This window comes from Pseudomonas sp. 1L-B-1-E-C1, from assembly GCF_057291835.1.
In genome coordinates this window covers 165,416-190,714 of the sequence record NZ_JBXAWN010000014.1, presented here as the reverse complement: position 1 = coordinate 190,714, position 25,299 = coordinate 165,416, and the positions used below count along the sequence as shown (strand labels likewise).

At 61.1% G+C, this 25,299-nt stretch carries 20 protein-coding genes; 14 read left to right on the top strand and 6 right to left on the bottom strand.

All coding sequences use genetic code 11. The annotated features are described in order from the left end of the window. Positions 1-95: 95 nt before the first annotated feature. The gene (locus AC0Z4S_RS23450) at positions 96-1,490 is read right to left on the bottom strand and encodes a class II fumarate hydratase (RefSeq protein WP_042607951.1); all 1,395 of its coding nucleotides are present in this window, start codon (positions 1,488-1,490) and stop codon (positions 96-98) included. Positions 1,491-1,681: 191 nt separating this feature from the next. Between AC0Z4S_RS23450 and AC0Z4S_RS23445 the strand changes: the two genes are divergently transcribed. The 7 genes from AC0Z4S_RS23445 to AC0Z4S_RS23415 all read left to right on the top strand — a co-directional run bounded on the left by AC0Z4S_RS23445 (position 1,682) and on the right by AC0Z4S_RS23415 (position 9,491). Continuing rightward, positions 1,682-2,203 (top strand): DUF2059 domain-containing protein, encoded by a 522-nt coding sequence (locus AC0Z4S_RS23445; RefSeq protein ID WP_039760068.1) that lies wholly within the window; start codon positions 1,682-1,684, stop codon positions 2,201-2,203. A 12-nt stretch (positions 2,204-2,215) separates the two neighbouring features. Beyond that, entirely contained in the window at positions 2,216-2,515 is a 300-nt protein-coding gene (locus tag AC0Z4S_RS23440; protein ID WP_101156381.1) for a BolA family protein, read from the top strand. Between the two features lie 150 nt (positions 2,516-2,665). Beyond that, complete coding sequence (gene trhO / locus AC0Z4S_RS23435; protein WP_485624769.1) at positions 2,666-3,607, top strand: oxygen-dependent tRNA uridine(34) hydroxylase TrhO; 942 nt, start codon at positions 2,666-2,668, stop codon at positions 3,605-3,607. Between the two features lie 35 nt (positions 3,608-3,642). Beyond that, a complete protein-coding gene (locus AC0Z4S_RS23430; RefSeq protein ID WP_200890471.1) occupies positions 3,643-4,245 on the top strand; it encodes a DsbA family protein in 603 nt (200 codons plus the stop codon). Further along, positions 4,238-6,055, top strand: coding sequence for an ABC transporter ATP-binding protein (locus AC0Z4S_RS23425; protein ID WP_485624768.1), 1,818 nt, complete (start codon positions 4,238-4,240; stop codon positions 6,053-6,055). The genes AC0Z4S_RS23430 and AC0Z4S_RS23425 overlap by 8 nt, the downstream gene beginning before the upstream one ends. 137 nt (positions 6,056-6,192) lie before the next feature. Continuing rightward, positions 6,193-8,652, top strand: coding sequence for an EAL domain-containing protein (locus AC0Z4S_RS23420; RefSeq protein WP_485624767.1), 2,460 nt, complete (start codon positions 6,193-6,195; stop codon positions 8,650-8,652). Positions 8,653-8,729: 77 nt separating this feature from the next. Next, positions 8,730-9,491, top strand: coding sequence for an iron-containing redox enzyme family protein (locus AC0Z4S_RS23415; RefSeq protein ID WP_485624766.1), 762 nt, complete (start codon positions 8,730-8,732; stop codon positions 9,489-9,491). 102 nt (positions 9,492-9,593) lie between these two features. Here AC0Z4S_RS23415 and AC0Z4S_RS23410 read toward each other — a convergent pair whose 3' ends face one another. The 5 genes from AC0Z4S_RS23410 to AC0Z4S_RS23390 form a co-directional block, all read right to left on the bottom strand. Then, positions 9,594-10,520 carry a GGDEF domain-containing protein gene (locus tag AC0Z4S_RS23410; protein WP_253504220.1) on the bottom strand — a complete coding sequence of 309 codons (927 nt, stop codon included), beginning with the start codon at positions 10,518-10,520 and terminating at the stop codon, positions 9,594-9,596. A gap of 361 nt (positions 10,521-10,881) precedes the next feature. Next, on the bottom strand, positions 10,882-11,622 hold the full coding sequence (locus tag AC0Z4S_RS23405) for a YciK family oxidoreductase (protein ID WP_485624765.1): 741 nt from the start codon (positions 11,620-11,622) through the stop codon (positions 10,882-10,884). A gap of 102 nt (positions 11,623-11,724) precedes the next feature. Beyond that, positions 11,725-12,396: an N-acetylmuramic acid 6-phosphate phosphatase MupP gene (gene mupP / locus AC0Z4S_RS23400; RefSeq protein WP_016770929.1), complete on the bottom strand. Its 672-nt coding sequence runs from the start codon at positions 12,394-12,396 to the stop codon at positions 11,725-11,727. A gap of 4 nt (positions 12,397-12,400) precedes the next feature. Beyond that, positions 12,401-13,099 carry a bifunctional 2-polyprenyl-6-hydroxyphenol methylase/3-demethylubiquinol 3-O-methyltransferase UbiG gene (gene ubiG, locus AC0Z4S_RS23395; protein WP_485624764.1) on the bottom strand — a complete coding sequence of 233 codons (699 nt, stop codon included), beginning with the start codon at positions 13,097-13,099 and terminating at the stop codon, positions 12,401-12,403. Positions 13,100-13,157: 58 nt separating this feature from the next. Next, positions 13,158-14,492, bottom strand: a complete 1,335-nt coding sequence (locus AC0Z4S_RS23390) for a TRZ/ATZ family hydrolase (RefSeq protein WP_485624763.1) — start codon at positions 14,490-14,492, stop codon at positions 13,158-13,160. Between the two features lie 108 nt (positions 14,493-14,600). On the opposite strand from AC0Z4S_RS23390, the gene mtnA reads away from it, so the two are divergent. From mtnA to cmk, 7 genes are all read left to right on the top strand, one after another. Beyond that, positions 14,601-15,677: an S-methyl-5-thioribose-1-phosphate isomerase gene (mtnA, locus tag AC0Z4S_RS23385; protein WP_471878195.1), complete on the top strand. Its 1,077-nt coding sequence runs from the start codon at positions 14,601-14,603 to the stop codon at positions 15,675-15,677. A gap of 423 nt (positions 15,678-16,100) precedes the next feature. Next, positions 16,101-18,755 (top strand): DNA gyrase subunit A, encoded by a 2,655-nt coding sequence (gyrA, locus tag AC0Z4S_RS23380; protein WP_485624762.1) that lies wholly within the window; start codon positions 16,101-16,103, stop codon positions 18,753-18,755. 221 nt (positions 18,756-18,976) lie between these two features. Further along, positions 18,977-20,062 (top strand): 3-phosphoserine/phosphohydroxythreonine transaminase, encoded by a 1,086-nt coding sequence (gene serC / locus AC0Z4S_RS23375; RefSeq protein WP_485624761.1) that lies wholly within the window; start codon positions 18,977-18,979, stop codon positions 20,060-20,062. Next, a complete protein-coding gene (pheA, locus tag AC0Z4S_RS23370; RefSeq protein ID WP_016770924.1) occupies positions 20,062-21,156 on the top strand; it encodes a prephenate dehydratase in 1,095 nt (364 codons plus the stop codon). The genes serC and pheA overlap by 1 nt, the downstream gene beginning before the upstream one ends. 12 nt (positions 21,157-21,168) lie before the next feature. After that, positions 21,169-22,281, top strand: a complete 1,113-nt coding sequence (gene hisC / locus AC0Z4S_RS23365; protein WP_485624760.1) for a histidinol-phosphate transaminase — start codon at positions 21,169-21,171, stop codon at positions 22,279-22,281. Positions 22,282-22,309: 28 nt separating this feature from the next. After that, on the top strand, positions 22,310-24,517 hold the full coding sequence (locus AC0Z4S_RS23360) for a bifunctional prephenate dehydrogenase/3-phosphoshikimate 1-carboxyvinyltransferase (protein ID WP_485624772.1): 2,208 nt from the start codon (positions 22,310-22,312) through the stop codon (positions 24,515-24,517). Continuing rightward, positions 24,514-25,203, top strand: coding sequence for a (d)CMP kinase (cmk, locus tag AC0Z4S_RS23355; protein ID WP_024013869.1), 690 nt, complete (start codon positions 24,514-24,516; stop codon positions 25,201-25,203). Before AC0Z4S_RS23360 ends, cmk begins: the two co-directional genes overlap by 4 nt. Positions 25,204-25,299: the final 96 nt, after the last annotated feature.

Below are 25,299 nucleotides of genomic sequence, written 5' to 3'. Positions count from 1 at the left end.
CCAAGTCCCTCCCTCGATGATCAGTCGAGAACTATCGCTCCTGGCGGAGCGTTAGTCGAGATACAAGGAGCTGCCGAAGGCTGCGATCTTTTGCTTTAGCCCTTGGCGCCAGCCTCGATCATGTTCTCCGGGCGCACCCAGGCATCGAACTCTTCATCGGTCAGATAACCCAGCTGCAACGCCGCCTCGCGCAAGGTCAACCCTTCGCTGTAGGCCTTCTTGGCGATCTCCGCCGATTTGTCATAACCAATATGCGGGTTCAGCGCGGTCACCAGCATCAGCCCACGCTCCAGATGTTTGGCCATGGCCTCGGCATCGGGTTCGAGTCCGGCGATGCAGTGCTGCTGGAAGTTACTGCAGCCATCGCCGAGCAAACGGATCGATTGCAGCAGGTTGTGGATGATCACCGGTTTGAACACGTTCAACTGCAAGTGCCCCTGGCTCGCGGCAATACCGATCGCCACGTCGTTGCCGAGCACCTGACAGGCGAGCATCGACAGCGCTTCGCACTGTGTCGGGTTGACCTTGCCGGGCATGATCGAACTGCCCGGTTCGTTGGCCGGCAGCTTCACTTCAGCGAAACCAGCGCGAGGACCTGAGCCGAGCAGACGCAGGTCATTGGCGATCTTCATCAACGCCACGGCGAGGGTTTTCAGCGCGCCGGACAAAGTGACCAGCGGCTCATGGCCGGCCAGCGCAGCGAATTTGTTCGGCGCGGTGACGAACGGCAAACCTGAGAGTGCTGCAAGTTCGGCGGCAATCGCCTCACCGAAACCGTGTGGCGAATTCAGCCCGGTGCCCACCGCAGTGCCGCCCTGAGCCAGTTCGCAGACCGCCGGCAGCGCGGCACGAATCGCGCGCTCGGCATAATCCAGTTGCGCTATGAACCCGGACAGCTCCTGACCGAAGGTGATCGGCGTCGCGTCCATCATGTGCGTGCGCCCGGTCTTCACCAGCTTCATATGGCGCGCCGCCAGTTCAGCAAGGCCGCCGGACAGCTCGGCAATCGCCGGCAGCAGTTGTTCCTGCACCGCTTTGGCGGTGGCAATGCTCATGGCGGTGGGGAAGCAGTCGTTGGAGCTTTGCGAGCGGTTGACGTGATCGTTCGGGTGCACCGGCGACTTGCCGCCGCGCGGGTTGCCGGCCAGTTCGTTGGCGCGACCGGCGATCACTTCGTTGACGTTCATGTTGCTCTGGGTGCCGCTGCCGGTCTGCCAGACCACCAGCGGAAACTGCTCGTCGTGCTCACCGGCGAGGACTTCATCGGCGGCCTGTTCGATCAGCCGGGCGATGTCGGCGGGCAGATCGCCGTTGCGGTCGTTGACCCGCGCGGCGGCTTTCTTGATCAGCGCCAGGGCATGCAGCACCGGTAGCGGCATGCGTTCCTGGCCGATGGCGAAGTTGATCAGCGAGCGTTGCGTCTGAGCACCCCAGTAAGCGTCGTCCGGGACTTCGATCTGGCCCAGGCTGTCGGTTTCGATACGGCTCATCGTGCACACTCCTGTTGGTCTGTTGGCGCAATTTAGGCCGGCATCGGCCCGGGTGGTTCCATCGGCTCGATTGTTGACCGCAAAACCCCGCCAATCAAGCGCGGCAAGGGTCGGGGGTTGAGCCACAGCGATTGTTAGGCGCAGAATGGTCGCCCTTGGGGTTCGACCTCGCTTTGCTTAAAGGAAACTCGATGACTCGTCTTCGCGCCATCTGTACCGCGGTTGCACTGGTTTGCGCCAGCGGCCAGGTGCTTGCCGATACCGCCAGCCACAACGCCAGTGCCGAAGCTTTCCTGACGCTGGCTCACGCTGACAAGCTGGGCACCCCGGTGTACATGCAAGTGCAGCAAATGTTCGCCCAGCGCTTTGAACAGACCAAAGCGCCTGAGTCGAAGAAAGCCGTTCTCGAAACCTACCAGGCCAAGGCCAACGCCGCGCTGGACCAGGCCATCGGCTGGAACAAGCTCAAGCCGGACATGGTCAAGCTCTACACCAGCAACTTCAGCGAATCCGAGCTGAAGGATCTGGTGGCTTTCTACCAGTCGCCACTGGGCAAGAAAGTCCTCGAAAAAATGCCACAGCTGACCCAGCAGTCGGCGCAGATGACCCAGGGCAAACTGGAGAGCGCGGTGCCTGTGGTCAACAAGCTGCTCGACGACATGACCAAAGAGCTGGACCCGAAAGGCGCTGCTGCGCCGGCCAAGAAGAAGTAAGCGGAGTTCGTGATGACCATGCAACAACGCATCGAATCGACGCTGGCCTTGTTACAGCCTGAGCACCTGCAGGTGCTGGACGAAAGCCACATGCACAGTCGCGGGTTACAGACCCACTACAAGGCTGTGGTGGTCAGCGCGCAGTTCGAAGGCCTGAACCGGGTCAAGCGTCACCAGAAAGTCTACGGCACGCTCGGCGAGCTGATGGGCGAGTTCCATGCGTTGGCGCTGCACACCTACACCCCGCAGGAATGGGCAGAGATCGATGGCGCTCCGGCGTCACCGACCTGTGCTGGCGGTAGCAAACATTAAGATCAAAAGATCGCCGCCATCGGCAGTTCCTGCAGGGCACTGCCGCAGGCGGTGATGTTTTTGCTAGAATCCGCAACGCGCCGCTTAGCCGGCGCGTTTTTTTTGAATCCGGTTCACCCTTTGCGAGGGTAGCCACCTGGAGAAATACCCATGACACAACCGATTGTCGTGGCGGCACTGTACAAGTTCGTCACCCTCGAAGATTACATCAACCTGCGCGAGCCACTGCTGCAAGCGATGGTCGACAACGGCATCAAAGGTACCCTGTTGATCGCCGAAGAAGGCATCAACGGCACGGTTTCCGGCAGCCGCGAAGGCATCGACGGTCTGCTCGCCTGGCTGAAGAACGATCCGCGCATGGTCGACATCGACCACAAGGAATCGTACTGCGACGAGCAGCCGTTCTACCGCACCAAGGTCAAGCTGAAGAAAGAGATCGTCACCCTCGGCGTCGAAGGCGTCGACCCGAACAAGAAGGTCGGCACCTATGTCGAGCCGCAGGACTGGAACGCGCTGATCAGCGACCCGCAAGTGCTGCTGATCGACACGCGCAACGACTACGAAGTGTCGATCGGCACCTTCGAAGGCGCCATCGATCCGAAAACCACCAGTTTTCGCGAGTTTCCCGACTACATCAAAGAACACTTCGATCCGGCCGTGCACAAGAAGGTCGCGATGTTCTGCACCGGCGGCATTCGCTGCGAGAAAGCCTCGAGCTACATGCTCGGCGAAGGTTTCGAAGAGGTCTACCACCTCAAGGGCGGCATCCTGAAGTACCTCGAAGAGGTGCCGCAGGAAGAAACCAAGTGGCGCGGCGACTGCTTCGTCTTCGACAACCGCGTGACCGTGCGTCACGACCTGACCGAAGGCGACTACGATCAATGTCATGCCTGCCGCACACCGGTCAGCGTTGAGGATCGCGCCTCCGAGCACTACGTCGCCGGCATCAGTTGCCCGCATTGCTGGGACAAGCTCAGCGAGAAGACCCGGCGCAGCGCCATCGATCGGCAAAAGCAGATCGAACTGGCCAAGGCGCGCAACCAGCCGCACCCGATCGGCTACAACTATAAGCAAGCATCCACCGAGGCCTAACCATGTCTGCGCGCCTGCTCTATGTGATGGATCCGATGTGTTCATGGTGCTGGGGATTTGCTCCGGTGGCCAAGGCACTGGTCGAGCAGGCGCAGGCAGCCGGGGTCGAGCTGCATCTGGTGGTTGGCGGTTTGCGTACCGGCAGCGGTTCGGCGCTGGAGCCGACCACGCGACGCTACATTCTTGAGCACTGGCAAGCGGTCACCGAGGCCACCGGCCAGCCGTTCAAATTCGACGACGCGTTGCCTGACGGTTTTGTCTACGACACCGAACCGGCCTGTCGCGCCATCGTCACCGCGCGCAGTCTGGCGCCGGATTGCGCGTGGACATTGGTCGGGCTGATCCAGCAGGCGTTCTATGCCGAAGGTCGCGATGTCACCCAGGCCAGCGTGCTGGTCGAACTGGCGGAACAGGCCGGCGTACCGCGTATCGAATTCGCCGCGTTGTTCGATCATGCCGATCAGCACAAGGCCACCCAGGCCGATTTCACCTGGGTGCAGGATCTGGGTATCGCCGGATTCCCGACCCTGCTCGCCGAGCGCAACGGTCAACTGGCGCTGCTGACCAACGGCTATCAACCGCTCAGCGAGCTGTCGCCATTGCTCGGCCGCTGGCTGGAGCGCGCGGCCTGTGTCTGACCGGGCCGATGACACGCCAGCCGTAGAGCGTGTCGACCGGCTGAGCTGGGCCGAAGTCCGGCGTCTGGCACTGCATCACAAGAAATCCCTGTGGATCGCCAACGGCGTGGCTGTGCTGGCGACGTTGTGCAGTGTGCCGATTCCGTTGCTGCTGCCATTGCTGGTCGACGAAGTCCTGCTCGGCCACGGCGATGCCGCGTTGAAAGTCATGAACCATTTCCTGCCGGGCATGTGGCAACAGGCGGCGGGTTATATCGGCCTGATGCTGGTGGTGACCCTGACCTTGCGTTGCAGCGCCCTGTGTTTTGGCGTGTTGCAGTCGCGGCTGTTCGCGCGGCTGGCCAAGGACATCGTCTACCGGATTCGCGTGCGTCTGATCGAACGGCTCAAGCGTATCTCCCTCGGCGAATACGAAAGCCTCGGCAGTGGCACGGTGACCACGCACCTGGTCACCGATCTGGATACCCTCGACAAATTCGTCGGCGAAACCCTCAGCCGCTTCCTCGTGGCCATGCTGACCCTGGTCGGCACCGCCAGCATCCTGATGTGGATGCACTGGAAACTGGCGCTGCTGATTCTGCTGTTCAACCCGTTGGTGATCTACGCCACGGTGCAGTTGGGCAAACGCGTCAAGCATCTGAAGAAACTCGAGAACGACAGCACCTCGCGCTTCACCCAGGCGCTGAGCGAAACCCTCGACGCGATTCAGGAAGTGCGCGCCGGCAACCGCCAGGGCTATTTTCTCGGGCGCCTCGGTTTGCGCGCGCAGGAGGTACGCAACTACGCAGTCAACTCGCAGTGGAAAACCGACGCCTCGAACCGCGCCAGTGGTTTGCTGTTCCAGTTCGGCATCGACATCTTCCGCGCAGCAGCGATGCTCACCGTGCTGTTTTCCGACCTGTCGATCGGGCAGATGCTCGCGGTGTTCAGTTACCTGTGGTTCATGATCGGTCCGGTCGAACAGCTGCTTAACCTGCAATACGCCTACTATGCGGCGGGCGGCGCACTGGCGCGGATCAATGAACTGCTGGCGCGCGCCGACGAGCCGCAGTATCCCGGCGGCGTCGATCCGTTCAAGGGGCGCGACACCGTCGGCATCGAGGTGCAAGGCCTGAGCTTCGGTTATGGCGATGAACTGGTGCTGGATCAGATGAACCTGTCGATCCTGCCCGGCGAGAAAGTCGCGATTGTCGGCGCCAGCGGCGGCGGCAAAAGTACCTTGGTGCAGCTGCTGTTGGGCCTGTACACGCCAGCGGCCGGGAGCATCCGCTTCGGCGGGTCGACCCAGCAGGAAATCGGTCTGGAGACGGTGCGCGAGAACGTCGCGGTGGTGCTGCAGCATCCGGCACTGTTCAACGACAGCGTGCGCGCCAACCTGACCATGGGCCGCATTCGCAGCGACGAAGCCTGTTGGAACGCTTTGGACATCGCGCAGATGGCCTCGACCATCCGCGCGCTGCCCGATGGCCTTGACAGCATCGTCGGTCGTTCCGGCGTGCGTTTATCCGGCGGTCAGCGCCAACGTCTGGCGATCGCACGGATGATTCTCGCCGAGCCGAAAGTGGTGATTCTCGACGAAGCCACCTCGGCCCTCGATGCTGCCACCGAGTACAACCTGCACCAGGCGATGGCGAAATTTCTCAATGGCCGCACCACGCTGATCATTGCCCACCGCCTGTCGGCGGTGAAACAGGCGGACCGCGTGCTGGTGTTCGACGGCGGGCAGATCGCCGAAGACGGCGACCATCGCCAACTGATCGCCGACGGCGGTCTGTACGCCAAGCTCTACGGCAACTTGCAACAGCACTGATCGAAACCCTTGCCGGCCTGTCTGACGTTCTGCGTGCGCTGTAAAGCCGCGCCTTGCCTTGAACGAGAACCCCACCTAGTCTCGTCATAGCGAATTCGCCCGGAAGGCGAGCGGGCAGTGCTCATGCAAGGAATCTCATGAAGCAAAAGCAGACTCTGGGAACACCACGGTTGTTGGGTATCGTCTGGCCCTTTATCGCTGTCGTGGTGTTCCAGGCATTACTCGGGGGCGTGAGCCTTTACGTGCTCTCGGCCGTGCGTGGCTACGTGGCCGGCGAAAGCCTGTGGTCCAAGGGCCAGAAAGACGCCATCTATTACCTCAACCTCTACGCCGACAGTCGTGACGAGGCGATCTATCGCAAGTACCTCACGGCAATCGCCGTGCCCCAGGGCGGGCACGAATTGCGCCTGGCGCTGGATCGTCAGCCGCCGGATCTGCAGGCTGCGCGCGAAGGCATACTCAAGGGCGGCAATCATCCGGACGACGTCTCCAGCCTGATCTGGCTGTACCTCAATTTCCGGCACTTCAGCTATCTCGAAACCGCCATCGATCGCTGGACGATCGGCGACGCCTATCTGGACCGATTGCACGAAGTTGCGCAAGAGATGCATCAAGGCATTGCGCAGAATCAGGCCAGTCCCGGCGATGTGCAGCGTTGGAAAGTGCAGATCTTTGCCATCAACGATGCCGTGACCCCAGCCGCGAAAGCGTTCAGTGATGCCCTGGGCGAGGGCTCCCGGGTGATCATGCGCCTGTTGCTGTTCACCAACCTGGCCACCGCGCTGGGCCTGATCGCGCTGGCGCTGTGGCGCACGCACAAACTGCTCAAGCAGCGACATGAGTTCGCCCAGGCGTTGCAACTGGAGAAGGATCGCGCGCACATCACCTTGCAGTCGATTGGCGATGGCGTGATCACCACCGATGTCAACGGTGCGATCGATTACATGAACCCGGCCGCCGAGGCCATGACCCACTGGAAGGCCGAGCAGGCGGCGGGACTGCCATTGTCGGCGCTGTTCAACCTGCTCGACGAGAACGCCCAGACCGAAGGGCTGACGTTGATCGAGCACATCCTCAGCGGACAGCTCAGCGGCGGCAGCGAACACTCCAAGCTGATCCAGCGTCTGGACGGCAGCACCCTGTCGGTGACCCTGGTCGGCGCGCCGATCCGCAATGCCGGCAACGTCAGTGGCACGGTGCTGGTTTTGCATGACATGACTCAGGAGCGGCAGTACATCGCCAATCTGTCCTGGCAGGCCACCCATGATGCGCTGACCGGGCTGGCCAACCGCCGCGAATTCGAATATCGCCTCGAACAGGCCTTGCACAAACTGACGCGTCATTCCGGCCGGCATGCGCTGATGTTCCTCGATCTGGACCAGTTCAAACTGGTCAACGACACCTGTGGTCACGCGGCTGGCGATGAGCTGTTGCGACATATCTGCACGCTGCTGCAATCGGGCCTGCGCGAGGGCGATACCCTGGCGCGGCTGGGCGGTGACGAGTTCGGCATCCTGCTGGAGAACTGCCCGCCGGAGGTGGCGGAGAAGATTGCCGAGAGCCTGCGCCAGACCGTGCAGAACCTGCATTTTGTCTGGAAAGGGCGGCCGTTCCTGACCACGATCAGCATCGGCCTGGTGCATGTGGCGCAGAATCCGACCTCCCTCGAAGCCTCGTTGCGCGCGGCGGACATGGCCTGCTACATGGCCAAGGAAAAGGGCCGCAACCGCGTGCAGGTCTATCACGCAGACGATTCCGAACTGTCCATGCGTTTCGGTGAAATGGCCTGGGTGCAACGGCTGCACATGGCGCTGGAGGAGAACCGCTTCTGCCTGTATGCCCAGCAGATCGCGCCGCTCAAGCCGCAACCCGGCCAGGCCGGGCACATCGAGATCCTCCTGCGTTTGCATGATGAATCCGGGCGGATGATTTTGCCTGACAGCTTTATTCCCGCGGCGGAACGGTACGGTTTGATGACCCAGTTAGATCGCTGGGTAGTTCAGAACGTTTTCAAGGTTATTGCTCAGTGTATTGAACAGGAACATGAACTTCCTTTAGCGATGTGTGCGATTAATCTGTCAGGCATTACTATCGGAGATGACGCGTTTTTGCACTTCCTGCGCGAACAGTTCGTTAACTACGCTATACCCCCTGAAATGATTTGTTTTGAAATTACTGAAACCAGTGCAATCGCAAATCTTGGCAGTGCAATTCGTTTTATCAATGAACTCAAAGGCTTAGGTTGTCACTTCTCCTTAGATGACTTTTGTGCCGGAATGTCTTCATTCGCTTACTTGAAACATTTGCCTGTAGACTTCCTGAAGATCGACGGGAGTTTCGTAAAGGATATGCTGGACGACCCGATAAACCGGGCAATGGTCGAGGTGATCAATCACATCGGTCATGTTATGGGTAAGCAGACAATTGCCGAGTTTGTTGAAACTAACCAGATCGAACAGGCATTGCTTGAAATAGGTGTGGATTACGCTCAGGGTTATGTCATCGAGCGTCCGCAGTTGTTTACCTGTGACAGTTTGCAAAGTCGCCCTGCCAGACCGCAGCCGTTGTTGTTCAAAGCGCCTGGCACGTTCCGTTGAGTCTCTCGCCGATCTTGCCATCACAACTCAAAAGGAGCCGAACAGTGATCGACACATTCAACCGAACCGGACCCCTCATGGAAGCTGCAAGTTATCCTGCCTGGGCGCAACAGCTCATCGAGGACTGCAGCGAGAGCAAGCGCCGGGTTGTCGAACATGAACTTTACCAGCGCATGCGTGACAACAAACTCAGCGCGAAAACCATGCGCCAGTACCTGATCGGGGGCTGGCCGGTGGTCGAGCAATTCGCCTTGTACATGGCGCAGAACCTCACCAAAACGCGCTTCGCCCGCCACCCCGGCGAGGACATGGCGCGCCGCTGGCTGATGCGCAACATTCGCGTCGAACTCAATCACGCCGATTACTGGATGCACTGGAGCCGCGCCCATGGCGTCAGCCTGGAAGATCTTCAGGCCCAGCAAGTGCCACCGGAGCTGCACGCGCTGAGTCACTGGTGCTGGCACACCAGCTCGGCGGATTCGCTGATCGTGGCGATTGCGGCGACCAACTATGCGATCGAGGGCGCGACCGGGGAGTGGTCAGCGGTGGTCTGCTCGACCGGGGTCTACGCGGCGGCGTTCCCGGAAGAAGATCGCAAGCGCGCGATGAAGTGGTTGAAGATGCACGCCCAATACGACGATGCCCACCCGTGGGAAGCGCTGGAAATCATCTGCACCCTGGCCGGCATGAACCCGAGCAAGGCTTTGCAGGCCGAGCTGCGTCAGGCGATCTGCAAGAGCTATGACTACATGTACCTGTTCCTCGAACGGTGCATGCAGCTTGAGACGTCGGAGCGGTTGCTGGTCAACCGCGTGCGCCGGACTGTAACCGAAAGCTGATAGAACTGTGGGAGCGAGCCTGCTCGCGAAAGCGGTGGGTCATTCAACTAATCGTTGTCTGACACTCCCTCTTCGCGAGCAGGCTCGCTCCCACAATGATTTCTAGCCAGCCATCGCCAGCCGGTTGCGCCCCTCGCGCTTTGCTACATACAACGCACTGTCGGCTCGGCGCAGCAAGCTGTCCGCCGATTCGCCCGGCAACAACGTCGAGCATCCCAGGCTCACCGTAATCTCGATCAACTGGCCATCGGCAAAATATTCCTCCGACTGCGTCGCCTGGCGCAAACGCTCGCCGACCATCGCCGCCGCTTCACGGCCGGTGTTGGACAGCAGGATCAGAAACTCCTCGCCGCCATAACGGAACACCATGTCGACGTTGCGCAGCTGCGCCTTGATCGACGCTGCGATAGCCTTGAGCACGTCATCCCCGGCGCCGTGGCCGTGTTCGTCGTTGACCCGTTTGAAGTGGTCGATGTCGAGCATCAGCACTGACAGCGGCTGCACATGGCGGCGCGACATGTCGATCTCGCGTTGCAGGGTCTGCTCCATGGCCACCCGATTGCCGGCGCCAGTCAACGGGTCGCGCAAGGCGCTTTGGGTGGCGGCGCGATAGAGCAGGGCGTTGCGCATCGGGTACAACAGGCAGGACAGCAGCGACTCGAGGTCGCCCTGTTCCTTTTCGTTGAAACGCTGATTGCGGCGGAAGACCAGGTCGCCCATGTGCTCGCCTTCGTGGCTCAGGGCGTAGCTGACCGAATGATGACCGCGAGCGCCGAACTCGAGGCGCAGGTCGCTGGCCTTATGCACATAGCTCAGGGCGTCCAGCGGTACCAGGCGCTGGATTTCGCGAAAGAACAGGCCAAGGATGCGCTGTGGCTCAAGACTGGTTTGCAGTTGCAGGCTCATTTGCTGACGCAATTGCGCCAGGCTGGTCGGGCGCTCGATCAGCGCCGGCAGTTGACCGAAGCCCAGGCGCTGCAATTTGGCACTGTCGAAGTCAATTGCATGGGTCTGGGAAGGAGATTTCATATGGCGTGAGCCCCTAAGCAGTAAGTCTGTCTTACAGGCTGGGTGAGAGCGGCTATGGGCTGCGCGTCGTACTGATCCATCAGTCCCGTAGGACGTTTGGCGTAAGTTTAGTCTGCCGCAGAACGATCAGTCAGCTATCGAAATCGGCGTTGCCCCATGGCCATCACACGGCATGTTTTGAGGGAATTTAGAGCGAAACCCGTGCCATTCGGTTCGATTTTATTTAAAGCTTTTTGAATCAATGACTTGCTGAAAGGTGCCGGAGCACCGCGCTGGCTAATTGGCGGCTTTGTGACGCTTCTGAGCGGCAATGGTTTGCCGCGACAGCATTCTGCCGCGGCAACAAATGCGACGTATGGTGTTATTGAGCGTTGAAAGCCTGGCCATTGACGCCTGTGCTGTCGGGCCCCATCAGGTACAGATACACCGGCATGATCTGTTCCGGCGTCGGATTATTCAGCGGGTTTTCCCCCGGATACGCCTGGGCACGCATGCTGGTGCGGGTGCCACCGGGGTTGATGCTGTTGGAGCGCACCGGCGCGACGCCTTCAACTTCGTCGGCCAGGGTTTGCATCAGACCTTCGGTGGCGAATTTCGACACGCCATAAGCGCCCCAATACGCACGGCCCTTGCGCCCGACGCTGCTGGAGGTGAATACCACCGACGCATCCTGGGACAGCTTGAGCAGCGGCAGCAGGGTGCTGGTCAGCATGAACATCGCGTTGACGTTGACCTGCATGACGCGCATGAAGTTTTCGCCGGACAGCTGTTCGATCGGTGTGCGCGGGCCGATGATCGAAGCATTGTGCAGCAGGCCATCGAGGTGGCCGAATTCGGCTTCGATCATCGCCGCCAGCTCATCGTACTGGTGGGGCAGGGCGGTCTCGAGGTTGAACGGGATCACCCCCGGTTGCGGATGACCGGCGGCTTCGATCTCGTCGTAGACCTCGGTCAGATTGGCTTCGGTCTTGCCCAGTAGCAACACGGTCGCGCCGTGAGCTGCATAGGTTTTCGCCGCAGCCGCGCCGATGCCTCGCCCGGCACCCGTGACGAGGATGACCCGATCCTTGAGCAATTCGGGGCGAGCGGTGTAATCAAACATAAAAACCTCATAGTCCTTAAAAGATCGCAGCCTTCCGCAGCTCCTACATGGGTATGCATTCTCCTGTAGGAGCTGCCGAAGGCTGCGATCTTTTGATTTTGATCAGCAGCTGCAAAGGGCGCTATCAAGCACCTTGCGCAATTCCAGCGGGTGATCCACCACCACGTCCGCGCCCCAATGCCGCGGGTTGTCATCCGGGTGAATGTAGCCGTAAGTCACCGCAGCGGTCTTGGTGCCGGCGTCGCGGCCCGATTCGATGTCGCGCAAATCATCGCCGATAAACAGAACGGTCGACGGATCCAGATCAAGCATCTTGCACGCGAGAATCAACGGCTCCGGATCCGGCTTGCTGTTCTTCACGTGATCGGGGCAGATCAGCAGCGCCGAGCGCTCGGCCAGCCCCAGACGTTGCATGATCGGCTCGGCGAAACGCACCGGTTTGTTGGTGACCACGCCCCAGATCAGGTTGGCCTTCTCGATGTCAGCGAGCAGTTCGCCCATGCCGTCGAACAGCTTGCTGTGCACCGCGCAACCGACCAGATAGCGCTCGAGAAACTCCAGACGCAGTTCCTCGAAACCCGGCGATTCCGGGTCCATCGAGAACGTCACTGCGACCATGGCCTTCGCGCCGCCGGAAATCTCGTCGCGAATGTGCTTGTCATTGATCGGCGGCAAACCGCGATCGGCGCGCATTGCCTGGCAGATGGCGATGAAGTCCGGCGCGGTGTCGAGCAGGGTGCCGTCCATGTCGAAAAGTACCGCTCTGATGGCCATCGGCTTATTCCTCGCGCAGGGTCTGGATCATGTAGTTGACATCAACGTCGCTGGCCAGCTTGTAGTGCTTGGTCAGCGGGTTGTAGGTCAGGCCGATGATGTCTTTTACTGTCAGGCCAGCCATGCGGCTCCACGCGCCGAGCTCGGACGGGCGAATGAATTTCTTGAAATCATGGGTGCCGCGCGGCAGCAACTTCATGATGTATTCGGCGCCGATGATCGCGAACAGATAAGCCTTCGGATTGCGGTTGATGGTCGAGAAGAACACCTGGCCGCCCGGCTTGACCATGCGGAAACAGGCGCGGATCACCGAGGATGGATCCGGCACGTGCTCAAGCATTTCCAGGCAGGTGACCACGTCGAACTGCTCGGGCATCTCGTCAGCGAGGGCTTCGGCGGTGATCTGCCGGTATTCGACGCTGACCCCGGATTCCAGCTGATGCAGTTGCGCGACCGCCAGCGGCGCTTCGCCCATGTCGATGCCCATCACGGTGGCGCCGCGCTGAGCCATGGCTTCGCTGAGGATGCCGCCGCCGCAACCGACGTCGAGGACTTTCTTGCCGGCCAGGTTGACCCGTTCGTCGATCCAGTTGACCCGCAGCGGGTTGATGTCGTGCAGTGGCTTGAATTCGCTTTCGCGGTCCCACCAGCGATGGGCCAGGGCCTCGAATTTGGCGATTTCGGCGTGGTCAACGTTGCTCATGTTCAATTCCTCGAAAAACCTGAAAAGGGCTGTAGCCGCGGATACTGCGCCGCGGTGTTTACGATTCGGTATGGCCGCTGATGCGCTGGCCCCAGTGGCGGGCGGTCTCGCCCAGCTGTTGTTCGTCCATGCGAGTCAGGCGCCGGTCGTCGAGCAGTTGTTTACCGGCGACCCACAGGTGTTTCACGCAATCGCGCCCGGTGGCATAGATCAACTGCGACACCGGGTCGTACACCGGTTGTTGCGCCAGACCGGACAGGTCGAAAGCGACGATGTCCGCGGCTTTGCCGATCTCCAGCGAGCCGACTTGCGCCTCGATCCCCAGTGCCCGCGCGCCATTGAGAGTGGCCATGCGCAGGGCGCGATGGGCGTCCAGCGCGGTGGCGGAACCGGCGACGGCTTTGGCCAGCAGGGCAGCGGTGCGAGTTTCGCCGAGCAGATCCAGATCATTGTTGCTCGCCGCACCATCGGTGCCGACAGCCACATTGACCCCAGCCTGCCACAAACGCTCGACCGGGCAGAAGCCGCTGGCCAGTTTGAGATTGGATTCCGGGCAGTGGATCACGCTGCTGTTGCTTTCTACCAGCAGCGCGAGGTCTTCATCGCTGATCTGGGTCATGTGCACCGCCTGGAAGCGCGGGCCGAGCAGGCCAAGGCGGCCGAGACGCGCCAGTGGCCGTTCGCCGGTCTGCTCGACCGCTTGCTGCACCTCGAATGCGGTTTCGTGCACGTGCATGTGGATCGCGGCGTCCAGCTCTTCGGCGATCACGCGGATTTTCTCCAGGTTCTCATCACCGACGGTGTAGGGTGCATGAGGGCCGAAAGTGATCTTGATGCGTTCGTGATGCTTGAGGTCGCCGAACAATTCGACGCCCTGACGAATGGCTTCGTCGGCACTGCTGGCGCCGGGGATCGGGAAATCGAGGATCGGAATGGCGATCTGCGCGCGGATGCCGCTGTTGTGCACGCGCTCGCTGGCGACTTTCGGGAAGAAATACATGTCCGAGAAACAGCTGATGCCGCCCTTGATCTGTTCGGCGATGGCCAGATCGGTACCATCGCGGACGAAATCTTCATCGACCCACTTGCCCTCGGCCGGCCAGATGTGGTTTTCCAGCCAGGTCATCAGCGGCAAATCGTCGGCCAGGCCACGGAACAGCGTCATCGCCGCGTGGCCGTGGGCGTTGATCAGGCCCGGGGCGAGCAGCACGTCCGGCAGTTCACGGACTTCCGTCGCGTTACACTTCAACGCTTCGGCGCGCGGGCCGATAAACACGATGCAACCGTCACGGATGCCCAGGCCGTGCTCCTTGAGCACTACGCCTGCAGGTTCGATGGGGACCAGCCAGGTCGGCAGCAATAACAGGTCGAGCGCAATGGCAGGTTTCGGCATCGAGGGTCGGTTCCAGTGCTTTTGTAAAGGATGGCGAAGTATACCCGAGCGTCTTCGCGGGGGGATCGCTATAATCGGCGGCTTTTGTTCATGAGTGCGGGGTGTGGGATGCGCGATCGACTGTTGGCTGCGGAGAAAGTGAAGGCCATCGATTGGCGTGATGGCGCGCTGCACCTGCTGGATCAGCGTATTTTGCCGTTCGAGGAAACCTGGATCGCCTACACCAGCGCCGCCGGCGTGGCCGAGGCGATTCGCTCGATGGTCGTGCGTGGCGCGCCGGCCATCGGCATCAGCGCGGCCTATGGTGTCGTCCTCGCGGCGCGGGCGCGGATTGCCGAGGGCGGCGACTGGTACGCGGCGCTGGAAGAAGATTTCGCCCTGTTGGCCGACTCGCGTCCGACTGCGGTCAATCTGTTCTGGGCGCTGGGCCGCATGCACGATCGCCTGGATCGTCTGAAAAGCAATGCCGATCCGCTGGCGGCGCTGGAAGCCGAAGCCATCGCCATTCACGAAAGCGACCGCGAGGCCAACCTGACCATGGCGCAGCTCGGCGTCGATCTGATTCGCAAGCATCAGGGCAATGCCCAGGCGATTCTCACTCACTGCAACACTGGCGCGCTGGCCACGGGTGGTTTCGGCACTGCGCTGGGAGTGATCCGCGCTGCTTATATAGAAGGCATGGTCGAACGCGTCTACGCCGATGAAACCCGGCCGTGGCTGCAGGGCTCGCGCCTGACCGCGTGGGAGCTGGCCAACGAAGGCATTCCGGTGACCCTGAACGCGGACTCCGCTGCTGCACACATCATGAAAACCAAAGGCGTGACCTGGGTGATCGTCGGCGCTGATCGCATCACCGCCAATGGCGACGTGGCGAACAAGATCGGCACCTATCAACTGGCGGTGAACGCCATGCACCACGGCGTGCGCTTCATGGTCGTCGCGCCAAGTTCGACCATCGACATGAACCTCGCCAGCGGCGATGACATTCCGATCGAAGAGCGCGATGGCGCCGAACTGCTTGAAGTCGGCGGCAAACGCGTCGGTGCCGACGTTGAAGCGTTCAACCCGGTGTTCGATGTCACTCCGGCGGATCTGATCGACGCGATCGTCACCGAGAAAGGCATCGTCGAACGCCCGGATACCGCGAAAATGGCCCAGCTGATGTGTCGCAAGCGCCTGCATTGACAGGCTTGAATCCCGCGTCGACCTCTTCGCGAGCAAGCTCGCTCCCACAGGTTTTGTGATCACCACAGAACAATGTGGGAGCGAGCTTGCTCGCGAAGGAGCCTTAAAAGTCAATAAACAACCCAAAACCAGGCCAGGTTTTCACATTCAACCAAGCTCTGAGCCTCTCTCGTCCCTCTCAAGCCTGTCATCAGTCAACTAACTATGCTCCATGCGCATCTGGGGGATAGGTGCGTGGCGGCCTTTGTGATAACATCCGGCGTTTTCCGAGGCGGCTCCACGGAGCGGTCTTTACTGCGCAAATCCGCGATCCAATGTTGATTTGTCGTAAGTCGGCGCATGGCACTCGGCCGGCCCCGACGAGCTTCGTTGCTCCCACATGGATATGACGAAGTTTCACCAGAAAAAGGAATCAGGCTTCTCATGGGCGAACTGGCCAAAGAAATCCTCCCGGTCAATATCGAAGACGAGCTGAAACAGTCCTACCTCGACTACGCAATGAGCGTGATCGTCGGCCGTGCACTGCCGGATGCGCGCGATGGCCTCAAGCCCGTGCACCGTCGCGTACTGTTCGCGATGAGCGAGCTGGGCAACGACTACAACAAGCCGTACAAGAAATCTGCCCGTGTCGTCGGCGATGTGATCGGTAAGTATCACCCGCACGGTGACACTGCCGTGTACGACACCATCGTTCGTATGGCCCAGCCTTTCTCCCTGCGCTACCTGCTGGTCGACGGCCAGGGCAACTTCGGTTCGGTCGATGGCGACAACGCCGCGGCCATGCGATACACCGAAGTGCGCATGACCAAGCTGGCGCACGAGCTGCTGGCTGACCTGCACAAGGAAACCGTGGACTGGGTGCCGAACTACGACGGCACCGAACTGATCCCGGCGGTCATGCCGACCCGCGTACCGAACCTGCTGGTCAACGGTTCCAGCGGTATCGCCGTGGGCATGGCGACCAACATTCCGCCGCACAACCTCGGTGAAGTCATCGACGGTTGCCTGGCCCTCATCGACAATCCCGAGCTGACCGTCGATGAGCTGATGCAATACATTCCCGGTCCGGACTTCCCGACTGCCGCGATCATCAACGGTCGCGCCGGCATCATCGAAGCCTACCGCACCGGTCGCGGGCGCATTTACATGCGTGCCCGCTCGATCATCGAAGACATCGACAAGGTCGGTGGCCGTCAGCAGATCGTTATCACCGAACTCCCGTACCAGCTGAACAAGGCGCGTCTGATCGAGAAGATCGCCGAGCTGGTCAAAGAGAAGAAGCTCGAAGGCATTACCGAACTGCGCGACGAGTCCGACAAGGACGGTATGCGCGTCGTGATCGAACTGCGTCGCGGCGAAGTGCCTGAGGTGATCCTCAACAACCTCTACGCCCAGACCCAGCTGCAATCGGTGTTCGGTATCAACATCGTCGCGCTGATCGACGGCCGCCCGCGCATCCTCAACCTCAAGGATCTGCTGGAAGCCTTCGTCCGTCACCGTCGCGAAGTGGTTACCCGCCGTACCGTGTTCGAACTGCGCAAAGCGCGCGAGCGTGGGCATATTCTCGAAGGCCAGGCTGTTGCCCTGTCGAACATTGACCCGGTAATCGCCCTGATCAAGGCTTCGCCAACTCCATCGGAAGCCAAGGAAGCGCTGATCAGCACGCCTTGGGAATCCTCGGCGGTGGTTGCGATGGTTGAGCGGGCCGGTGCCGATTCGTGCCGTCCGGAAAACCTCGATCCGCAATACGGTCTGCGCGAGGGCAAGTACTTCCTTTCGCCAGAACAGGCACAAGCCATTCTCGAACTGCGCCTGCACCGCCTGACCGGTCTGGAGCACGAGAAGCTGCTGGCCGAGTATCAGGAGATCCTCAACCAGATCGGCGAGCTGATCCGCATCCTCAACAGCGCCGTGCGCCTGATGGAAGTGATCCGCGAAGAGCTGGAAGTGATCCGCGCCGAATACGGCGACGTGCGCCGCACCGAAATTCTCGATGCCCGTCTCGACCTGACTCTGGGCGACATGATCCCGGAAGAAGAGCGCGTCGTGACCATTTCCCACGGTGGCTACGCCAAGACCCAGCCGCTGGCTGCGTACCAGGCTCAGCGTCGTGGCGGCAAAGGCAAGTCGGCCACCGGCGTCAAGGACGAGGACTACATCGCTCACCTGCTGGTCGCCAACAGCCACACCACGCTGCTGCTGTTCTCCAGCAAGGGCAAGGTGTACTGGCTGAAGACCTACGAAATTCCGGAAGCATCCCGCGCGGCCCGTGGTCGTCCGCTGGTCAACCTGCTGCCGCTGGACAGTGATGAATACATCACCACCATGCTGCCGGTCGAGGAATACACCGAAGGGCACTTCATCTTCATGGCCACTGCTAAAGGGACCGTGAAGAAGACCCCGCTGGAATCCTTCAGCCGTCAGCGCAGCGTCGGTCTGATCGCGCTGGAGCTGGACGAAGGCGACGTGCTGATCTCTGCGGCCATCACCGATGGCGAGCGCGAAGTGATGCTGTTCTCCGACGGCGGCAAGGTCACCCGCTTCAAAGAGTCCGACGTACGTGCCATGGGCCGTACCGCTCGCGGCGTGCGCGGCATGCGTCTGCCGGAAGGGCAGAAGCTGATTTCCATGCTGATCCCGGAAGAGGGCAGCCAGATCCTCACCGCTTCGGCGCGTGGTTATGGCAAGCGCACCGCGATCACCGAGTTCCCTGAGTACAAGCGTGGCGGTCAGGGCGTGATCGCCATGGTCAGCAACGAGCGTAACGGCCGTCTGGTCGGCGCGGTGCAGGTGCTCGACGGTGAAGAAATCATGCTGATCTCCGATCAGGGCACTCTGGTGCGTACCCGTGTCGGCGAAGTGTCGAGCCTGGGCCGTAACACTCAGGGCGTGACGCTGATCAAGCTGGCCAAGGATGAAACCCTGGTCGGGCTGGAGCGGGTCCAGGAGCCTTCGGAAGTCGAAGGCGAAGAGCTCGAGGGTGAAGAGGGCGAGGAATTCGCAGGCAGCGTCGGCATCGACGAGGCAAGTGAAGACCAGCAACTCGACGCCGCAGCTGACGAAGAACCGCAGGAATAAGCGGACAAACGAGGGGGCGGATGAGAATTCGCCCCCTTGTTATTTGTCCGGTATGAAATATCGGCGCCCATGATGAACCCTGTGGGAGCGAGCTTGCTCGCGAAAGCGGAGCAACAGGCGACATCGTTGTTGAATGTCAGTCCGCCTTCGCGAGCAAGCTCGCTCCCACAGGATCGGCGCCGACTGATATGTGATACCACCAAATCAGAGCGAGATTGGATGTGAGCAAGCGAGCCTATAACTTCTGCGCCGGTCCGGCGGCGCTGCCTGAAGCTGTCCTGCAGCGCGCCCAGGGTGAACTCCTTGATTGGCACGGCAAGGGTCTGTCGGTCATGGAAATGAGCCATCGCAGCGATGAGTTCGTGTCCATCGCCACCCAGGCCGAGCAGGATCTGCGTGACCTGCTGAATATCCCGTCGAACTACAAAGTGCTGTTTCTGCAGGGCGGCGCCAGCCAGCAGTTCGCACAGATCCCGCTGAACCTGTTGCCTGAAGGCGGCTCGGCCGACTACATCGACACCGGTATCTGGTCGCAGAAAGCCATCGAAGAAGCCTCGCGCTACGGTCACGTCAACGTCGCCGCCACCGCCAAGCCTTACGACTATTTCGCCATCCCTGGCCAGAACGAGTGGAGCCTGTCGAACGACGCTGCTTACGTTCACTACGCGCCGAACGAAACCATCGGCGGTCTGGAATTCCAGTGGATCCCGCAAACCGGTGACGTGCCGCTGGTGGCCGACATGTCCTCGGACATTCTCTCGCGCCCGGTCGACATCTCGCGTTTCGGCATGATCTACGCCGGCGCGCAGAAGAACATCGGCCCGAGCGGCATCCTCGTCAACATCATCCGCGAAGACCTGCTCGGCAAGGCCCGCTCGCTGTGCCCGACCATGCTCGACTACAAGGTCGCGGCCGATAATGGCTCGATGTACAACACCCCGCCGACCCTGGCCTGGTACCTGTCCGGTCTGGTGTTCCAGTGGCTGAAAGAGCAGGGCGGCGTCGAAGCGATTGCCAGACTCAACGACGTCAAGCAGCGCACCCTGTACGACTTCATCGATGCCAGCGGCCTCTACAGCAACCCGATCAACAAATCGGATCGCTCGTGGATGAACGTGCCGTTCCGTCTGGCTGACGATCGTCTGGACAAGCCGTTCCTCGCCGGTGCCGACGAACGCGGCCTGCTCAACCTCAAGGGCCACCGCTCGGTGGGCGGCATGCGCGCCTCCATCTACAACGCCGTCGACATCACCGCGGTCAACGCGCTGGTGGCGTACATGGCGGAATTCGAGAAGGAACACGGCTGATGTCCGAGCAAGAACTCAAGGCACTGCGCGTTCGCATTGACGCTCTGGACACCAAGGTCCTCGAGCTGATCAGTGAGCGTGCGCGTTGCGCCCAGGAAGTCGCCCGCGTGAAGATGGCCTCGCTGGCTGAAGGCGAAGTGCCGGTGTTCTATCGTCCCGAGCGCGAAGCTCAGGTGCTCAAGCGCGTGATGGAGCGCAATCAGGGGCCGCTGGGCAACGAAGAGATGGCACGCTTGTTCCGCGAGATCATGTCCTCGTGCCTGGCGCTGGAGCAGCCACTGAAAGTGGCCTACCTCGGCCCTGAAGGCACCTTCACCCAAGCGGCAGCGATGAAGCACTTCGGTCACGCAGTGATCAGCAAGCCAATGGCTGCGATCGACGAAGTGTTCCGTGAAGTCGCCGCCGGTGCAGTGAATTTCGGCGTGGTGCCGGTGGAAAACTCCACCGAAGGCGCGGTCAACCACACACTGGACAGCTTCCTCGAGCACGACATGGTGATCTGTGGCGAAGTCGAGCTGCGCATCCACCATCATCTGCTGGTCGGCGAGAACACCAAGACCGACAGCATCAGCCGCATCTATTCCCATGCGCAGTCGCTGGCCCAGTGCCGCAAGTGGCTGGACGCCCATTACCCGAATGTCGAACGCGTCGCGGTGTCGAGCAACGCGGAAGCGGCCAAGCGGGTCAAGGGTGAGTGGAATTCCGCGGCGATCGCTGGCGACATGGCAGCGGGGCTGTACGGTCTGACGCGCCTGGCCGAGAAGATCGAAGATCGCCCGGACAACTCGACGCGCTTCCTGATGATCGGTAACCAGGAAGTGCCGCCGACCGGCGACGACAAGACTTCGATCATCGTGTCGATGAGCAACAAGCCCGGTGCGCTTCATGAGCTGCTGGTGCCGTTCCACGACAATGGCATCGACCTGACCCGCATCGAAACCCGTCCGTCGCGCAGCGGCAAATGGACCTACGTGTTCTTCATCGACTTTGTCGGCCACCACCGTGATCCGTTGATCAAAGGTGTGCTGGAAAAGATCAGTCAGGAAGCAGTAGCACTCAAAGTGCTGGGTTCCTACCCGAAAGCAGTTCTCTAAGGGCGGTAGCAAATGAGTGGCAACTTCCTCGCTCTGGCACAGCCGGGCGTGCAACAACTTTCGCCGTACGTTCCGGGCAAGCCTGTGGACGAACTGGCGCGCGAGCTGGATCTGGATCCGGCAAAAATCGTCAAACTGGCGAGCAACGAAAACCCATTGGGCGCCAGCCCGAAGGCATTGGCGGCGATCCGCGATGAGCTGACCGAGCTGACCCGCTACCCGGACGGCAATGGTTTCGCCCTGAAATCGCTGCTCGCCGAGCAGTGCCGCGTCGAGCTGAACCAAGTCACGCTGGGCAATGGCTCCAACGATATTCTTGAACTGGTTGCGCGTGCCTATCTGGCGCCGGGCCTGAACGCGGTGTTCAGTGAGCACGCTTTCGCTGTGTATCCGATTGCTACCCAGGCTGTCGGCGCACAAGCCAAAGTCGTTCCTGCCAAGGATTGGGGGCACGATCTGCCGGCGATGCTCGCAGCCATCGATGCAAATACCCGCGTGGTGTTCATTGCCAACCCGAACAACCCGACCGGCACCTGGTTCGGCGCCGAAGCGCTGGATGAGTTCCTGCAGGACGTTCCCGAGCATGTGCTGGTAGTCCTCGACGAGGCTTACATCGAGTACGCCGAGGGCAGCGATCTGCCGGACGGCCTGGATTTCCTCGCCGCTTACCCGAACCTGCTGGTGTCGCGCACCTTCTCCAAGGCCTATGGTCTGGCAGCGCTGCGCGTCGGTTATGGCTTATCGACGCCAGTAGTTGCCGATGTGCTCAATCGTGTTCGCCAACCTTTCAACGTCAACAGCCTGGCGCTCGCCGCAGCCTGTGCGGCATTGAAGGACGAAGAATATCTGGCGCAAAGCCGTCAGCTCAACGAATCCGGCATGCAGCAGTTGCAGGCCGGTTTCCGCGAGCTGGGGCTGGGCTGGATCGAGTCGAAAGGCAACTTCATCTGCATCGATCTCGGCCAGGTCGCGGCGCCAATTTTCCAGGGCTTGCTGCGCGAAGGTGTGATCGTGCGTCCGGTGGCCAATTACGGCATGCCGAACCATCTGCGGGTGACCATCGGTCTGCCGGCGGAAAACAGCCGTTTCCTCGAGGCCTTGCGCAAGGTTCTGGCTCGTGGTTGATGTCACTGCGCTGCAACCTGCTGCACCTATGATCGGTCGCCTTGTGGTGGTCGGTCTGGGGTTGATCGGTGGTTCGTTTGCCAAGGGTTTGCGTGAGAGCGGCCTGTGCCGTGAAGTGGTCGGCGTCGATCTGGATCCGCAATCGCGCAAGCTCGCGGTCGAGTTGGGTGTAGTCGATCGCTGCGAAGACGATTTGGCGGCGGCTTGCGTCGGTGCTGATGTGATTCAGCTGGCGGTGCCGATTCTGGCCATGGAAAAACTGCTCGCGCGTCTGGCTGTGATGGATCTGGGGCAGGCGATCCTGACGGATGTCGGCAGCGCCAAGGGCAATGTGGTGCGTGCGGCGAACGAGGCATTCGGCGGCATGCCGGCGCGTTTCGTGCCCGGGCACCCGATTGCCGGATCCGAGCAGAGCGGGGTGGAAGCCTCGAATGCCGAGCTGTTCCGCCGGCACAAGGTGATCCTGACGCCGCTCGAGCAGACCGATCCTGCCGCGCTGGCGCTGGTCGATCGCCTGTGGCGCGAGCTGGGCGCCGATGTCGAGCATATGCAGGTCGAGCGTCACGACGAAGTGCTCGCTGCGACCAGTCATCTGCCGCACCTGCTGGCCTTCGGTCTGGTCGATTCGTTGGCCAAGCGCAATGAAAATCTGGAGATCTTCCGTTACGCTGCCGGTGGTTTTCGCGATTTCACAAGAATCGCCGGAAGCGACCCGGTGATGTGGCACGACATCTTTCTCGCCAACCGCGAGGCTGTCCTGCGCACACTCGATACATTTCGCAGCGACCTCGACGCCTTGCGCGACGCGGTCGATGCAGGGGATGGGCACCAATTGCTGGGCGTTTTCACGCGCGCCCGGGTTGCCCGCGAGCATTTCAGTAAAATCCTGGCCCGCAGGGCCTATGTGGACGCTATGAATTCCAACGATCTGATCTTCCTGGCTCAACCTGGTGGCCGCCTGTCCGGTCGGATTCGCGTACCGGGTGACAAATCGATTTCCCACCGTTCGATCATGCTCGGCTCGCTGGCCGAAGGCATCACCGAAGTCGAAGGTTTTCTCGAGGGCGAAGATGCCTTGGCGACCTTGCAGGCCTTCCGCGATATGGGTGTGGTCATCGAAGGCCCGCATCACGGCCGCGTGACCATCCACGGCGTCGGCCTGCACGGCCTGAAACCGGCGCCGGGCCCGATCTATCTGGGCAACTCCGGCACCTCGATGCGTCTGCTCTCCGGCCTGCTGGCGGCGCAGAACTTCGACAGCACTCTGACCGGCGACGCATCGCTGTCCAAGCGGCCGATGAATCGCGTGGCCAATCCTCTGCGGGAAATGGGCGCCGTGATCGAAACCGCCGCTGAAGGGCGTCCGCCGATGACCATTCGCGGTGGCCACAAGCTCAAAGGCCTGACCTACACCATGCCGATGGCCAGCGCCCAGGTGAAATCCTGCCTGCTGCTCGCCGGTCTGTACGCTGAAGGCAAGACCACCGTCACCGAGCCGGCACCGACTCGCGATCACACCGAGCGCATGCTGCGTGGCTTCGGTTATCCGGTCAGCGTCGACGGCGCCACGGCTTCGGTAGAATCCGGCGGCAAGCTGACCGCGACTCACATCGAAGTGCCGGGCGACATTTCGTCGTCGGCGTTCTTCCTCGTCGCGGCCTCGATCGCCGAGGGTTCCGAGCTGGTGCTTGAGCACGTTGGCATCAACCCGACCCGTACGGGCGTGATCGACATCCTGCGTCTGATGGGCGCTGACATCACTCTGGAAAACCAGCGCGAAGTCGGCGGTGAGCCAGTGGCTGACTTGCGCGTGCGGGCAGCTAGACTCAAAGGTATCGAGATTCCAGAAGAGCTGGTGCCGCTGGCCATCGACGAATTCCCGGTACTGTTCGTCGCTGCTGCATGCGCCGAAGGGCGTACCGTGCTGACCGGCGCCGAAGAGCTGCGGGTCAAGGAATCCGACCGGATCCAGGTCATGGCGGACGGTTTGCTGGCGCTGGGCGTCAAGTGCGAACCGACCCCGGACGGTATCATCATCGACGGCGGCCAGATCGGCGGCGGTGAAGTGCACGGTCATGGCGATCACCGTATTGCCATGGCCTTCAGCGTTGCCTCGTTGCGCGCTACCGCACCGATCCGCATCCACGATTGCGCCAACGTCGCGACCTCGTTCCCCAACTTCCTCGCGCTGTGCGGGCAAGTCGGTATTCGTGTGGCACAAGAGGCTCAATCGTGAAAAACATTGCACCGGTCATCACCATCGATGGGCCAAGCGGCTCCGGCAAAGGCACAGTCGCCGGGATTCTGGCCAAGCGTCTGGGCTGGAACCTGCTGGATTCCGGTGCGCTTTACCGTTTGCTCGCTTTCGCTGCGCATAACCATGGCGTCGACCTGACCAATGAAGAGCTGCTGAAGACATTGGCCGCTCATCTGGACGTGCAGTTCATTGCCGCGACCGAAGGTCAGTTGCAGCGGATCATTCTGGAAGGCGACGAAGTCAGCGATGTCATTCGCACCGAAAGCGTCGGTTCCGGCGCCTCGCAAGTGGCTGCGCTGCCCGCCGTGCGCGAGGCGCTGCTGCAACGCCAGCGCGCATTCCAGGAAGCGCCGGGCCTGGTGGCCGACGGCCGCGACATGGGTACGGTGGTTTTTCCGGACGCACCGCTGAAGATTTTCCTCACCGCCAGTGCCGAGGAGCGGGCGCGCCGTCGATATTTGCAGTTGAAGGGCAAAGTCGAGGGTGTTAGTCTGTCGAGTCTGCTAGATGAGATCCGTGCACGCGATGAGCGTGATACCCAGCGCGCAGTAGCCCCGCTCAAGCCGGCGGCCGACGCGATTCAGCTGGATTCCACGGAGCTTTCCATCGATCAGGTGCTTGAACGCATCATGAGCGAGATCGCCATTCGCGATATCGCCGGGTGACCAAGAGGGTCGCAGGGGACCAGTCATAGTCCTGCGGTGCTTCTTTTAAATGAAACTAACCCACACCGTCTGGGGTGTGGAGATGGGCGTTTACTT